Source organism: Pseudomonas syringae group sp. 247E2, from assembly GCF_032587795.1.
Lineage (GTDB): Bacteria > Pseudomonadota > Gammaproteobacteria > Pseudomonadales > Pseudomonadaceae > Aquipseudomonas > Aquipseudomonas amygdali.
In genome coordinates this window covers 321,183-335,110 of record NZ_JAWHPK010000008.1, presented here as the reverse complement: position 1 = coordinate 335,110, position 13,928 = coordinate 321,183, and the positions used below count along the sequence as shown (strand labels likewise).

General features: G+C 58.5%; 12 protein-coding genes. 6 read left to right on the top strand and 6 right to left on the bottom strand.

The genetic code is table 11. The annotated features are described in order from the left end of the window. Positions 1 to 62: 62 nt before the first annotated feature. Together oadA and RYC18_RS08725 are read right to left on the bottom strand one after the other, a co-directional pair. The gene (oadA, locus tag RYC18_RS08730; protein WP_004667159.1) at positions 63 to 1,871 is read right to left on the bottom strand and encodes a sodium-extruding oxaloacetate decarboxylase subunit alpha; all 1,809 of its coding nucleotides are present in this window, start codon (positions 1,869 to 1,871) and stop codon (positions 63 to 65) included. An 11-nt stretch (positions 1,872 to 1,882) separates the two neighbouring features. After that, complete coding sequence (locus RYC18_RS08725) at positions 1,883 to 3,298, bottom strand: acetyl-CoA carboxylase biotin carboxylase subunit (protein WP_002555912.1); 1,416 nt, start codon at positions 3,296 to 3,298, stop codon at positions 1,883 to 1,885. A gap of 161 nt (positions 3,299 to 3,459) precedes the next feature. On the opposite strand from RYC18_RS08725, the gene RYC18_RS08720 reads away from it, so the two are divergent. After that, on the top strand, positions 3,460 to 4,410 hold the full coding sequence (locus RYC18_RS08720; RefSeq protein ID WP_016982142.1) for a LysR family transcriptional regulator: 951 nt from the start codon (positions 3,460 to 3,462) through the stop codon (positions 4,408 to 4,410). On the opposite strand, the gene RYC18_RS08715 is transcribed toward RYC18_RS08720, so the two are convergent. Both RYC18_RS08715 and hexR read right to left on the bottom strand, forming a co-directional pair. After that, positions 4,364 to 4,549: a PA3496 family putative envelope integrity protein gene (locus RYC18_RS08715; protein WP_004659112.1), complete on the bottom strand. Its 186-nt coding sequence runs from the start codon at positions 4,547 to 4,549 to the stop codon at positions 4,364 to 4,366. The genes RYC18_RS08720 and RYC18_RS08715 overlap by 47 nt on opposite strands. A 141-nt stretch (positions 4,550 to 4,690) precedes the next feature. Beyond that, on the bottom strand, positions 4,691 to 5,557 hold the full coding sequence (gene hexR / locus RYC18_RS08710; protein ID WP_002555915.1) for a transcriptional regulator HexR: 867 nt from the start codon (positions 5,555 to 5,557) through the stop codon (positions 4,691 to 4,693). 317 nt (positions 5,558 to 5,874) lie between these two features. Here hexR and uvrD point away from each other — a divergent pair, with 317 nt between their 5' ends. The 3 genes from uvrD (at position 5,875) to RYC18_RS08695 (ending at position 9,823) form a co-directional block, all read left to right on the top strand. Continuing rightward, positions 5,875 to 8,058 carry a DNA helicase II gene (uvrD, locus tag RYC18_RS08705; RefSeq protein WP_316885262.1) on the top strand — a complete coding sequence of 728 codons (2,184 nt, stop codon included), beginning with the start codon at positions 5,875 to 5,877 and terminating at the stop codon, positions 8,056 to 8,058. Positions 8,059 to 8,442: 384 nt separating this feature from the next. Next, the gene (locus tag RYC18_RS08700; RefSeq protein ID WP_054077402.1) at positions 8,443 to 9,285 is read left to right on the top strand and encodes a Tim44 domain-containing protein; all 843 of its coding nucleotides are present in this window, start codon (positions 8,443 to 8,445) and stop codon (positions 9,283 to 9,285) included. 130 nt (positions 9,286 to 9,415) lie between these two features. Further along, the gene (locus RYC18_RS08695; protein WP_316885258.1) at positions 9,416 to 9,823 is read left to right on the top strand and encodes an SMI1/KNR4 family protein; all 408 of its coding nucleotides are present in this window, start codon (positions 9,416 to 9,418) and stop codon (positions 9,821 to 9,823) included. A 40-nt stretch (positions 9,824 to 9,863) separates the two neighbouring features. Here RYC18_RS08695 and RYC18_RS08690 read toward each other — a convergent pair whose 3' ends face one another. After that, entirely contained in the window at positions 9,864 to 11,627 is a 1,764-nt protein-coding gene (locus RYC18_RS08690) for a cation:proton antiporter (protein WP_011169911.1), read from the bottom strand. 293 nt (positions 11,628 to 11,920) lie between these two features. On the opposite strand from RYC18_RS08690, the gene RYC18_RS08685 reads away from it, so the two are divergent. Beyond that, positions 11,921 to 12,406 carry an acyl-CoA thioesterase gene (locus RYC18_RS08685; RefSeq protein ID WP_002555921.1) on the top strand — a complete coding sequence of 162 codons (486 nt, stop codon included), beginning with the start codon at positions 11,921 to 11,923 and terminating at the stop codon, positions 12,404 to 12,406. Between the two features lie 47 nt (positions 12,407 to 12,453). On the opposite strand, the gene pdxY is transcribed toward RYC18_RS08685, so the two are convergent. Then, positions 12,454 to 13,320 (bottom strand): pyridoxal kinase PdxY, encoded by an 867-nt coding sequence (gene pdxY, locus RYC18_RS08680; RefSeq protein ID WP_005781432.1) that lies wholly within the window; start codon positions 13,318 to 13,320, stop codon positions 12,454 to 12,456. 118 nt (positions 13,321 to 13,438) lie between these two features. On the opposite strand from pdxY, the gene RYC18_RS08675 reads away from it, so the two are divergent. Then, entirely contained in the window at positions 13,439 to 13,831 is a 393-nt protein-coding gene (locus RYC18_RS08675; RefSeq protein ID WP_004659125.1) for a DUF3301 domain-containing protein, read from the top strand. Positions 13,832 to 13,928: the final 97 nt, after the last annotated feature.

Sequence of the window (13,928 nt, the reverse complement as noted above, 5' to 3'; positions counted from 1 at the left end):
AAAAAAGGGAAGCCACGAGTGCTTCCCTGAGGTAAATCGTTGAATTATCTGTATGTGCCCGGTCAGCCTTCGATCTCGACCAGAACCTCACCCGGATTGACGCGGTCGCCCTTGGCAACGTGAATCGCCACAACCTTGCCCGCGACCGACGCCTGGACCTCGGTTTCCATCTTCATGGCTTCGGTGATCAATACCGCCTGCCCTGCTTTGACCATATCGCCTTCCTTGACCAGCACATCGACGATATTGCCCGGCATGGTGGTGCTGACGTGGCCCGGTGCATGAGCCTGCTTGCGTTTGCTGGCACCGCCGCCGACAAATTCGTTGAGCGGTTCGAACACCACTTCTTCCGGCATGCCATCGATGGACAGGTAGAAGTGGCGCTTGCCCTCGGCCTTGACGCCCACGCCGGTGATGTCGACCCGATAGGTTTCGCCGTGCACATCAATGACGAACTCGGTCGGCACGCCCTCGCCGCCCGCTCTGGCCACGCTTCCGGCTTCGGGAATCGGCAGCAGCGCTTCCGGCGTCAGCGTTCCAGCTGCACGCTCTTCGAGAAACTTGCGGCCGATGTCCGGGAACATGGCAAACGTCAGCACGTCCTCTTCGGATTTGGCCAATGCGCCGATATCGGCACGCAGCTTGGTCATCTCCGGCCTGAGCAGATCGGCCGGACGAACATCGATCAGTTCTTCATTGCCAATGGCCTGACGACGCAGCTTTTCATCTACCGGCCCCGGCGCCTTGCCATAACCGCCCTGTAGATAAAGCTTCACTTCATTGGTGATGGTCTTGTAGCGCTCGCCAGCCAGCACATTGAAGAACGCCTGAGTACCGACGATCTGTGAGGTCGGCGTTACCAGCGGTGGATAACCGAGGTCTTTGCGCACGCGCGGAATTTCAGCCAGCACTTCGCCCATGCGATTGAGCGCGCCCTGCTCCTTGAGCTGATTGGCCAGGTTGGAAATCATCCCGCCAGGCACCTGATTGACCTGCACACGGGTATCGACCGCCGTGAATTCGCTTTCGAACTGGTGATACTTCTTACGCACCGCGTAGAAATACAGACCAATTTCCTGCAACAGCTCCAGGTCCAGCCCGGTGTCGAACTCGCTGCCCTTGAGCGCCGCAACCATCGACTCTGTGCCTGGATGACTGGTGCCCCAGGCAAAGCTGGAGATCGCCGTATCAATATGATCCGCGCCGCTTTCAATGGCCTTGAGCTGGCACATGGCAGCCAGGCCTGCGGTGTCGTGGGAGTGAATGAACACCGGTAGCGACTGTTCGGCTTTCAGCGCCTTGACCAGTTCACCCGTGGCATAGGGAGTCAGCAGACCGGCCATGTCCTTGATCGCCACCGAATCGCAGCCCATCGCTTCCATCTGCCGGGCCTGTGCGACGAACGCTTCGATGGTGTGCACCGGGCTGGTGGTGTAAGCGATGGTGCCCTGCGCATGCTTGCCCGCAGCTTTTACCGCTTCGATGGCAACGCGCAGGTTACGCACGTCGTTCATGGCATCGAAAATACGGAACACATCGATACCATTCACCGCCGCCTTGGCGACGAACGCCTTGACCACGTCATCGCTGTAATGCCGATAGCCCAGCAGGTTCTGGCCGCGCAGGAGCATTTGCAACCGGGTATTGGGCAAGGCCGCGCGCAGTTGACGCAGGCGCTCCCATGGATCTTCCTTGAGAAAACGCACGCAGGCATCGAAGGTCGCGCCGCCCCAGACTTCCAGCGACCAGTAACCGACCTTGTCGAGCTTGTCGCAGATCGGCAGCATGTCCTCGGTACGCATGCGGGTCGCCAGCAATGATTGGTGAGCGTCACGCAGGATGGTGTCGGTTACGAAAATCTTCTTGGACATTTCACTATTCCTTACAGACCGGCGTGTGCGGCAATGGCGGCGGCGATGGCCAGAGCCAGCTCTTCGGGTTTGCGCTTGATCGAATAATTGGTCAGCTCGGGGTGGCTCTCGACAAAGCTGGTGTTGAATTCACCGCTGCGAAATTCCGGGTTACGCAGAATTTCCTGGTAATAGGCAGCCGTGGTCTTCACTCCTTGCAGGCGCATGTCATCCAGCGCACGCAGGCCACGGTCCATCGCCTCCTCCCAGGTCAGCGCCCAGACGATCAGCTTCAGGCACATCGAGTCGTAAAACGGCGGAATGGTGTAGCCGGTGTAAATCGCCGTATCGGTGCGCACGCCTGGTCCTCCGGGCGCGTAATAGCGGGTGATCTTGCCGAAACTGGGCAGGAAATTGTTCTTTGGGTCTTCTGCGTTGATCCGGAATTGCAGGGCAAAACCGCGGTGAATGATGTCTTCCTGCTTGATCGACAGCGGCAGGCCGGACGCAATACGGATCTGCTCGCGAACAATATCGATGCCGGTGATTTCTTCGGTGATGGTGTGCTCGACCTGAACCCGGGTATTCATTTCCATGAAGTACACCTCGCCCTCGGCGAGCAAAAACTCCACGGTCCCTGCGTTCTCGTAACCGACAGCCTTGGCCGCACGCACCGACAGATCACCGATATAAGCACGCTGCTCGGGAGTCAGTTGCGGGCTGGGGGCGATTTCGATGAGCTTCTGGTTACGGCGCTGAATCGAGCAGTCGCGTTCGAACAGATGCACTACATTGCCGAAGCTGTCACCCAGAATCTGCGCTTCGATGTGCTTGGGATTGACGATGCACTTCTCGAGAAACACTTCCGCCGAGCCAAAGGCCTTGGTTGCTTCGGAAATCACCCGGGGGAAGGCCTGCTCGAGTTCTTCGCGGCTGTTGCAGCGGCGTATGCCGCGCCCGCCGCCGCCGGAAGTGGCCTTGAGCATTACCGGGTAACCAATACGCTCGCCTTCGACCAGCGCCTCGTCGATGTCCGCGACGTTGCCTTCGGTGCCGGGCGTAACCGGCACACCGGCCTTGATCATGCTGCGCCGCGCTTCGGTCTTGTCACCCATGCGACGAATCACTTCTGCGGACGGACCGATAAACTTAATGCCACGTTCAGCACAGATGTCGGCCAGCTCGGCGTTCTCCGACAGAAAGCCATAACCGGGATGCAGCGCATCGCAGCCCGTCTCTACCGCCAGATTCACCAGCTTGCGCGGGTTCAGGTAACCGGCCAACGGTTCGGCACCAATGCTATAGGCTTCGTCAGCACGCTTGACATGCAGGGCATGCCGGTCGGCATCGGAAAAGATCGCGACCGAGCGAATACCCATCTCGGCGCAGGCACGCACGATCCGGACGGCAATCTCCCCGCGGTTGGCAATCAGAATTTTTGTTATCACTGGCGTTTTCCTCGACCCGTTTTTGTAACAGGGCATGTGACTGAATGCCGCAGGGACACCCTATGCCGAATCAAGGATTAACAAAAATGAGTAAAAGTTGGGACATGCATAAGTAAAAGCTTATAGTTGAAGCTTCTTGTCGTCTCAGGAAGCTCTTATAAATGCGTAAGTCATTGATGCGTATGACATTGCGTCAGCTGCGTATTTTCAATGAAGTATGTGATCTGCGCTCATACAGCCGTGCAGCCGAAGAGATGTCTCTGACGCAGCCTGCCGTCAGCCTGCAGATTCGCCAGCTTGAGGAGCTGATCGGCCAGCCGCTGTTCGAATACGTCAGCAAAAAGCTCTACCTGACTGAGGCGGCGCAGGCACTGCAACTGGCCAGCCGGGATATTTTCGGACGCCTGGAAAGTCTCGACATGCAGCTTTCGGACATGCAGGGCTCGCTGCAAGGCCAGTTGAAGCTGGCGATTGAATCCAGCTGCAAGTATTTCATCCCTCACCTTTTCGCTGCATTCAAACGCCAGCACCCGGAAGTCAGCCTGAGCCTGATGGTGGTCAATCGTGCACAGATAATCAGACGATTATCGGACAACCGCGATGATCTTGTAGTGATGTCAGCGGTTCCGCTGGATATGGGCCTGGAGTTTCTACCCTTTCTCAACAACCCGATTGTCGCCATAGCACCACCCGACCACCCGCTGAGCAGCCATGCGACGCTGAATTTGAAAGACCTGGAGCCCTGGCCGTTGCTGACCCGGGAAACGGGATCAGGTACACGACGGGCCTGCGAGGAGTACTTCAAAGAGAAACGCGTGCATTTCACGCAGACGCTGGAGGTGTCTTCCAGCGAGGCGCAACGTGAATGCGTGGTCGCCGGACTGGGCCTGGCGATACTGACACGGCATGCGGTCTGCCAGGAACTCGCCACCGGTGCTCTCGTGGAGCTACCCGTGGCGGAGCTGCCGCTGTATCGAAGCTGGTGCGTGGCTCAGGCCCGAGACAAACGCCTTTCACCCGTGGCACATGCCTTTCTTGCGTTCATCCGCACCGAACGTGCGCAGATCAACCAGCTTGTCGAGCGTTTCGACGGTCGACCGCGGGCAACTTGATAGTCTGCCATACAGCGTTGTCGATACCATCCATATAGTCACACAGCTCCTGATTAAGCTGACGCGCTTCACTGTAGCTCTCAATAGCCCGACGAAACTCCATGCGGCGCTGGTCTTCCTGCTGGCGGCGGGTTTTCACGGTGCTGGTAGGTAAATCATCGTAATGCCGAGCCATATCCTGTCTCCCAATACGTTTTGTGGGAGCACCAGAATGGAGCGCGACAGTGACAATCAGGCGGCATGCAGATGACAGATCGATGAATTCCGCTCGGTTGAGCGATCAGTCTTCGTGAGTCTTTATCGACTTCGGCGACAGACGCAAGCCGCGCAGGCTGCGCTTGACGCTCTTGAGGTGATTGACCAGGCTCGGGCCGCGGGCCATTGCCACGCCCATCGCCAGCACATCGATCACCACCAGGTGCGCGATACGGGACGTCAGCGGCGTGTAGATTTCGGTGTCTTCATGTACATCGATGGCCAGATTGACCGATGACAGCTCGGCCAGCGGCGTCTGGCTTGGGCACAAGGTAATCAGCGTCGCGCCGCTCTCGCGGACCAGATTGGCGGTGATCAGCAAGTCCTTGGAGCGCCCCGACTGGGAAATGCATACCGCGACGTCTGTCGGCTTGAGCGTGACCGCCGACATCGCCTGCATGTGCGGGTCGGAATACGCTGCCGCGGTCAGCAGCAAACGAAAGAACTTGTGCTGCGCATCGGCAGCCACTGCACCGGAAGCGCCAAACCCATAAAATTCGACCCGATTGGCCCCGGCCATGGCCGTGACTGCCATCTGCAAAGCATGGGGGTCGAGGTTTTCGCGCACTTCCATCAGCGTGTGCAGGGTAGTGTCGAAAATCTTCAGGCTGTAGTCGGCGACCGAATCGTCTTCGTGAATCGCGAACTGGCCGAAACTCGCACCCGCCGCCAGACTCTGCGCCAGCTTGAGCTTGAGGTCCTGAAACCCGGTGCACCCAATGGCGCGGCAGAAGCGCACGATGGTCGGCTCACTGATGCCGACGCTGTGCGCCAGATCCGCCATGGAACTGTGCATCACAGCCGCAGGGTCAAGCAGCACATGATCGGCAACCTTGAGCTCCGATTTGCGCAGCAAATTACGTGACTGGGCGATGTGTTGCAGCAGATTCAAGGGGCAGACTCGGCAAAAGGAAGATGGGCTGGGTTGTAGCTTTCTTGTAGTTATACTACATGACCTGCAAACCGCCCAGTTAAACGACGCTGAAACCTGTTACACGGGCCCTGAATGGGTGAATCGAAAAAAATTGTGGGAATAATCCTACATTACGCGGAATCCTGCGCCTGGCCTGCGAATGGCCAATCTTCAAGGTCGACTGACCGCGCTCGACCCTGCAACGCTCGACGACCGGTCGTCAGCACCCGGTCATTTTTATTGCCTGACGCAAAGCATGGTTTGCCCGGCATGACGCAGCACCCTAGAATGCGCGGATGCGCGATGATCTCTCTCTTCTTCTGAATTCCCTCAACGATGCCCAACGTCAGGCCGTAGCCGCCTCATTGGGTCGTCAGTTGGTCCTGGCTGGTGCTGGCTCCGGCAAAACCCGTGTGCTGGTGCATCGCATCGCATGGCTGATGCAGGTTGAGCAAGCCTCCCCGCATTCGGTTCTGTCGGTGACGTTCACCAACAAGGCTGCCGCCGAAATGCGCCACCGTATCGAGCAGCTGATGGGCATCAGCCCTGCTGGCATGTGGGTGGGCACCTTCCACGGTCTGGCCCACCGCCTGCTGCGAGCGCACTGGCAGGAAGCCGGGCTGGTGCAGACCTTCCAGATTCTCGACAGCGATGACCAGCAGCGCTTGGTAAAACGCGTGATGCGCGAGCTGGGCCTGGATGAGCAACGCTGGCCTGCACGTCAGGCCCAGTGGTTCATCAACGGCCAGAAAGATGAAGGCCTGCGCCCGAAACATATTCAGGCCAGCGGCGATCTGTTCCTGACCACCATGAAAAGTGTCTACGAAGCCTACGAGGTCGCCTGTCAGCGGGCCGGCGTCATCGACTTCTCCGAACTGCTGCTGCGCGCACTCGACCTGTGGCGCGATAATCCGGGTTTGCTCGCGCATTATCAGCGTCGTTTCCGCCATGTATTGGTGGATGAATTCCAGGACACCAACGCCGTGCAATACGCGTGGCTGCGTCTGCTCGCTCAGGGTGGCGACAGCCTGATGGTGGTCGGCGATGACGATCAGTCCATTTACGGCTGGCGTGGCGCGAAGATCGAGAACATTCACCAGTATTCCTCTGACTTCCCGGACACCGAAGTCATCCGTCTGGAGCAGAATTACCGCTCCACAGCGAGCATCCTCAAGGCTGCCAACGGCTTGATCGTCAATAACAGCGGTCGCCTGGGCAAGGAGCTGTGGACTGACGTCGGCGATGGCGAGCTGATCAACCTGTATGCCGCTTTCAACGAACACGATGAGGCGCGCTATGTGGTCGAGACCATCGAAAGCGCGCTGAAAACCGGCATCTCGCGCAACGACATCGCCATTCTGTACCGTTCCAACGCCCAGTCGCGGGTGCTGGAAGAAGCCCTACTGCGCGAACGTATTCCATATCGCATTTACGGCGGGCAGCGCTTCTTCGAACGCGCCGAAATCAAGAACGCGATGGCGTATATGCGCTTGCTGGAAGGTCGTGGCAACGATGCAGCGCTGGAGCGGGTGATCAACGTTCCGGCTCGCGGCATCGGCGAAAAAACCGTCGAAGCGATTCGCGAGCATGCGCGTCATGCCGACGTCTCCATGTGGGAAGCCATGCGCCTGCTGGTCGCCAACAAGGGCCTGACCGGCCGCGCCGCCACGGCCCTGGGCGGGTTCATCGAGCTGATCGAGAACCTGTCGGCGAAGGTCATGGAGATGCCGCTGCACCTGATGACCCAGACGGTTATCGAGCAGTCCGGGCTGATCACCTATCACGAGCAGGAAAAAGGCGAGAAAGGCCAGGCGCGGGTAGAAAACCTTGAGGAACTGGTCAGCGCGGCCCGTGCTTTCGAGAATCACGAAAGCGAAGAAGGCCTGACGCCACTTGCAGCTTTTTTGGGGCATGCCTCGCTGGAAGCAGGCGACACCCAGGCGCAGGAGCATGAAGACAGCATTCAGCTGATGACCCTGCACAGCGCCAAGGGCCTGGAGTTTCCGCATGTGTTCCTGGTGGGCATGGAGGAAGGGCTGTTCCCGCACAAGATGAGTCTGGAAGAGCCGGGGCGCCTGGAAGAAGAGCGACGTCTGGCTTATGTCGGCATCACCCGCGCCATGAAACAGCTGGTGATGACCTACGCCGAAACGCGTCGTCTGTACGGCAGCGAAACCTACAACAAGGTCTCGCGTTTCGTACGCGAGATTCCGCCGGCGCTGATCCAGGAAGTGCGCCTGTCCAACAGCGTGAGTCGCCCGTTCGGTGGCACTCCGAAGTTCAACAGCAGCAGCCTGTTCAACGGCACCGGCATTCCGGAAACCGAGTTCACCATGGGCCAGCGCGTACAGCATGCGGTGTTCGGCGAAGGCGTGATCCTCAACTTCGAGGGCGCTGGCGCTCAGGCACGGGTGCAGGTCAACTTCGCCGAAGGCAGCAAGTGGCTGATGATGGGCTATGCGAAGCTGGTGCCGTTGTAGCGTTCAGGGGTTGGGCGCGGTGCCAGTTCTTGTTCCCGCGCTCGGCGTCATACATTAGTCCGCTTTTGATTCTGGCCGCAGGCCGTGGGAGCGAGCTTGCTCGCGAAGGCGCTGTTTCAGTCGATGCATTTTCGGCGATTATAAAGACCTTTTCGCGAACAAGTTCGCTCCCACGCCCTTCGGGCAGAAGCACAGGGGCCATTTATTCCGGGCGTTCCAAGACCTGTGTATAACCTCGGTGCGTGGGGCTAATCAAAAGTCTTACGAAGCGCGCTGAAAAGTCCTACGCTATTTATGTAAAAGTCCGAAACACTAACGCGCTGGTCATGTAGTCATCTGCTGTGCAACATGGCGCGCGTGCAATCACAAAACGGGAATACCCTTATGCAACGTTTTTTAAGCATCGCGATGGCGCTGTGCATCGGGCTCACCATGAGCCTGGATGTGAACGCCGCGCGTTTCGGTGGCGGCAAGAGCATGGGCTCGGCGCCTACGCATCAGGCACGCCAGACCGCACCTTCCACTCCGGCGGCTGCACCTAACGCTGCTGGCCGTCCTGCGCCTGCGGCAAGCGGTGCGTCGCGCTGGCTGGGCCCATTGGCCGGTATCGCTGCCGGTGGCCTGCTCGCGTCGATGTTCATGGGTGACGGCTTCAACGGCCTGCAACTGTTCGACATCCTGATCATGGGTCTCATCGCCTTCCTGATCTTCCGCTTCATTGCGCGTCGTCGTCAGCAGCAACAGCCGAAAATGGCCGCTGCCGGTGCACCGTACCAGCGTGAAAGCAGCCAGCCTGTGCAGAACCCGATCTTCGGCAGTTCCTCACCGGCCTCCGCTGCGCCAGTGATCAACGCCCCGGCCTGGTTCAACGAAGAGCGCTTTCTGGAAGCCGCTCGTGGCCACTTCCAGTCGCTGCAGCAGCACTGGGACGCCAACGAAATGGACAAGATCGCCGAGTTCGTTACCCCGCAAATGCTGCAGTTCCTGAAAAAGGAACGTGCGGACCTGGGCGATGGCTTTCAGTCGACCTACATCGACAACCTCCAGGTTCAACTGGACGGTGTGGATGATCGCGCCGACAAGACCATCGCTACCCTGACCTTCTCGGGCGTGTCCAAGTCGTCGCGCTTCGACCAGGGCGAAGTGTTCAGCGAAAGCTGGAATATGGAGCGCCCACAGGGTGATAACCAGCCGTGGCTGGTAGCAGGAATTCGCCAGAACGGTTGAACCAGATTCCTTTCTCGCGTTCAGAACCCCGGACATGTCCGGGGTTTTTGCTTATCCGTTCGGATAGTTATTTTGAGAAAGGCTTTACGCTACTGTATAACCCGCGCCATCAAGTGAGAGGATCTGTGTCGTGGAAGAAGTCATCGAAAAACTGCGTGAAGCAAACGAACCGGTCCCGGTTCCGCTTGAGCTGCCAGACGAAGACCAGCTGGTCGAAATTGAAGAACAACTGTTCATCAATATTCCGTTCGTCTTCAAAGAGTTTCTCCTGACGGTCAGCGATGTGGTGTACGGCAGCCTTGAGCCCGTCACCGTGACCGATCCGCAGTCGCACACCTATTTGCCGGACGTGGCCGCCACGGCCTGGGATCTGGGCGTGCCGCGCGAGCTGATTCCGATCTGCCAGGACGGCGACGACTATTACTGCGTCGAAGAGGACGGCACGGTCGTGCTGTGGTCCGCCGAAGAGGAACTGGTCACCGAGGAAAGCTGGGAGTCAGTCTGGCACTGGGCTCGGGATGTCTGGCTGGAAAGCTGAGACACCCCGTTCGGTAAAGACTGTAAGGTAATCGCCGGGCTCAATGCCCGGACGATTCCTGATTATTGCCCAGCGTCTCCAGCAGCGCGATCTGCATCCGCGTATGCACGCGGATCAGCCAGCGCCAGAGCAGCGCCGCAACCAGAGCGGCAATCAGGGCGATGACCAGCAGCAATTCGTTGGCAGGCAGAATGCTTGCCGACAATGCTGCCAACATCACGAAAATCACCACCAGCGACAACAGCGGAATCACTTCCGCCACGACCTTGCGCACCCGCACGGTATGTCGGCCCGCCATCTCGGGTTTGACGCCCATCTCCGCCAGCAGCATCGACAGCGCCTTGAGCTTGCGATACGCCGCAATCAGAAACGGCAGCGACAGCAGCAACGCCGCGCCGCAGATCCAGGCTTTCTGGTGACTGACATCCGCCACCCATTCGTCCATGTATCCGCCAAGACGCTCGGCAAAGTAACCACCGCTGAAGAAAATCGCCATTACCAGCGCCAGATTGACCCCGACCTGTAGCAGAATCCTCCGGATCATTCCGGCAAGCACTGCACTTTGCCCTTGTGGCTGAATGCTGCGCAGCCATTCACCGTACATGCCGAACACCCGCGCAACCCGCCGGGGCATGATCGACGCCAGCTTGAGTGACAGCGGATCAGCACCGCGAATCAGATAGGGCGTCAGCAAAGTAGTAATGGCTGATACCGCCACTGCCACCGGGTAGAGAAAGTCGCTGGTGACCTGCAGGGTCATGCCCAGCGCCGCGATGATGAAGGAGAACTCGCCAATTTGTGACAGCCCCATCCCCACGCGCAATGAGGTGCGACCGTCATTGCCGGCGATAAACGCCCCAAGGCCGCAAGACAGCATTTTGCCCAGCACCACAGCGACAGTGATAACTGCAATCGGCCAGGCATATTCCAGCAGGATTTTCGGGTCGATCATCAAACCGATGGCGACGAAAAAGATTGCGCTGAACATGTCGCGAACCGGTTCTATCAATCGCTCGATTTTCAGCAGCTCACGCGACTCGGCCATGATAGCGCCGATCAGGAACGCGCCCAGCACCATGCTGTATTCCAGCTTGACCACCAGCAGGCAGAAGCCGAAACACAGGCCCAGCACGGTAATCAACAGCATTTCATTGCTTTCGAACCTGGCGACATAAGACAGCAAACGGGGCACCAGCAGAATCCCGATCACCAGCGCTACGATCATGAACAGCGACAGTTTGCCGACCGTGGAAAACACTTCCCCCGAACTGACGGAGCCGCTGACTGCGATGCCGGACAACAGCGCAATAATGCCGATGCCGAGAATGTCTTCGACGATCAGCACACCGAAGATCAACTGGGCAAAATGCTGGTTCTTCATCTTCAGGTCGTTGAGCGCCTTGACGATGATGGTGGTGGAAGAGATCGCCAGAATCGCGCCGAGAAACAGCGAGTCCATGGTTTTCCAGCCAAAGAACTGGCCGATCTCGTAGCCGATCCAGATCATCAGGGCAATTTCCAGGAAAGCCGCGATGAACGCCGTCGCGCCGACCTTGAACAACTTGCGCAGGCTGAATTCCAGCCCCAGGCAGAACATCAGGAAAATCACTCCCAGCTCGGCCAGAATCTTGATGGTGTCCTCATCGTGAATCAGGCTGACCGGTGGTGTATGCGGACCGATAATGAAGCCCGCCACGATATAACCGAGCACCACTGGCTGCCTGAGACGGTGAAAAAGGATGGTCACCACGCCGGCCACCAGCATGATTACTGCCAGGTCCTGAATGAAATTGATGGCATGCATGGGGGTACGGCTCCTTGTGGGTGATGACTCCCAAAACCGCTGGCGCTGTTCTTGCAACGGCGTCGGCGGGTAATTGCGCCATCAAAATCGGATGAAAGCGTAGGAAAATTCCCGATCCACGGGTTTTTGCAGGTTAACACCGCCCCCTTCGACATAAAGCCGGTGCAATATATGGAAACAGATAGTTATGACGCGTGACGGCCGCCTGCTGGCCAGCGTCCCGATAACTGTCGCAAGCCCCATTGAGCGCCAGCATAGGCGCCCCTTGAACACCTTGACCGTGTGAGTACGCTATGGAACCCGGAAACGCCCAGCTGTCGATGACTGTATTGATGACCCCGGACATGGCCAACTTCTCTGGCAATGTACACGGCGGTACGTTGCTCAAGTACCTGGACGAAGTGGCCTACGCGTGTGCCAGCCGCTACGCCGGACGCTATGTGGTAACGCTGTCGGTGGACCAGGTGATTTTTCGCGAGCCGGTGCATGTCGGCGAACTGGTGACCTTTCTCGCCTCGGTCAATTACACCGGCAACACGTCCATGGAGGTGGGCATCAAGGTGGTCACCGAAAACATCCGCGAGCGCTCGGTACGCCATTCCAACAGTTGCTTCTTCACCATGGTTGCCGTGGACGACAATCGCAAACCCGCCAGCGTACCGCCTTTGGAACCGGAAACCCCGGAAGGCAAGCGTCGTTTCATTCAGGCGCAACAACGCCGCCAGATTCGTCAGGAACTGGAAAAGCGTTACCAGGACATCAAGGAAGAAGCCTTGTAAGGGACAGGCTCAGACATGGATGCTGAGCCCTCGGTTACATCTGAAGGTTACAGACGCACAGCGTCGAACTTCACCCGTGGGTGCGCGATGCGATCCTGGGCGCGCACCAGTTCCAGCTCGTAACTGCCGCAAGCCTGCGTTTCCAGCAACACTTCGTGGACTGCCGCTGCGGTGAATTCGAACGCTGCGACCAAATCGTCGCCCAGTAAAATGCGTGACAGGAACAACCCGGACGTCAGATCCCCCACACCGACCGGCTGGCGTGGAAATGCCAATAGCGGACGGCGCAGATGCCAGCTTGCCTCGGCGGTCACCAACAGCATTTCAAAGCCGTCGGCAGCCTTGCCGGGGTAATCAAGGTGTTTGACGACAACCGCTTTGGGACCCCGCGCCAGCAAGGCCCGCGCCATCGCCAGGCAGTCGGCCAGCGATTCGGGCTTGCGGCCAGAGAAGCTGTCCAGCTCCAGTTGATTGGGACACATGAAATCTGCCATGGCCGCAGCCTCTTCCAGCAGGAAGTCGCTGACTTCAGGCGCAACGATGCAGCCTTTTTCAGGATGGCCCATCACCGGGTCGCACAGGTACAGCGCCTTCGGATTGGCAGCCTTGATGCGCGCCACGCCGGTCAGAATCGCCCTGCCCTGCGCCGCACTGCCCAGATACCCGGACAGCACGGCATCACAGTTGCCCAGCTCGCCGATGGCGGCTATCCCCTCGATCAGCGCGGGAATCTGCTGCGGGGCCAGCACTTCGCCTGTCCACTGCTTGTATTGCGTGTGGTTGGAAAACTGAACCGTATTGAGCGGCCAGACATTGACCCCGATACGCTGCATCGGGAACACCGCTGCGCTGTTGCCGGCGTGGCCGAATACCACATGGGACTGGATAGCGAGCAAGTGAGGCGTACGTTTCATTGGGGGCGGAATCCTGAACACGATGCAAATGCAATAATGAGAAATATAAGTTGCGCAGTATGGCTGTAAATCACTCAGGGCAGTTAAGCTGGTAACTCCTACGCTGGAGCACTCCGTCATGCTGACCCTGGGAAACATCTTCGTGCTGATGCTGTTCGCAAGCGCTGCGGCCTGGTGGTGGCACGCCCATGGTCTGCGAGAGAAAGCGCTGGCGCGCGTCAAGCAGCATTGTGCACGTCTTGAGCTGCAACTGCTGGACGACGCCGTTGCCCTGCGCCGCCTGACCTTTGCCCTCGACGCTCAGGGTCGCAAGCGCCTGGCCCGCGTGTATGGCTTCGAGTTCACCGTGACCGGCGAGCAGCGTCACCCTGGCACGATCACCATGTTCGGCGCGCACACTGCGCAAATCGAACTGGCACCCTACCCGTTTGAAATCAAGACGCCACCACCCAGCGCTGAAATTATTCAAATGAGCGAGTGGCGTCAATCGCATCAGAAATGGAAGCAGTAGCGGCTGGTTAAATGCAAATCGTTGTGGGAGCGAGCTTGCTCGCGAAGAGGGCGTCAAAGCCTCCGAAAAGAGGGCGTTTGAAGGGTCGCCTTCGCGA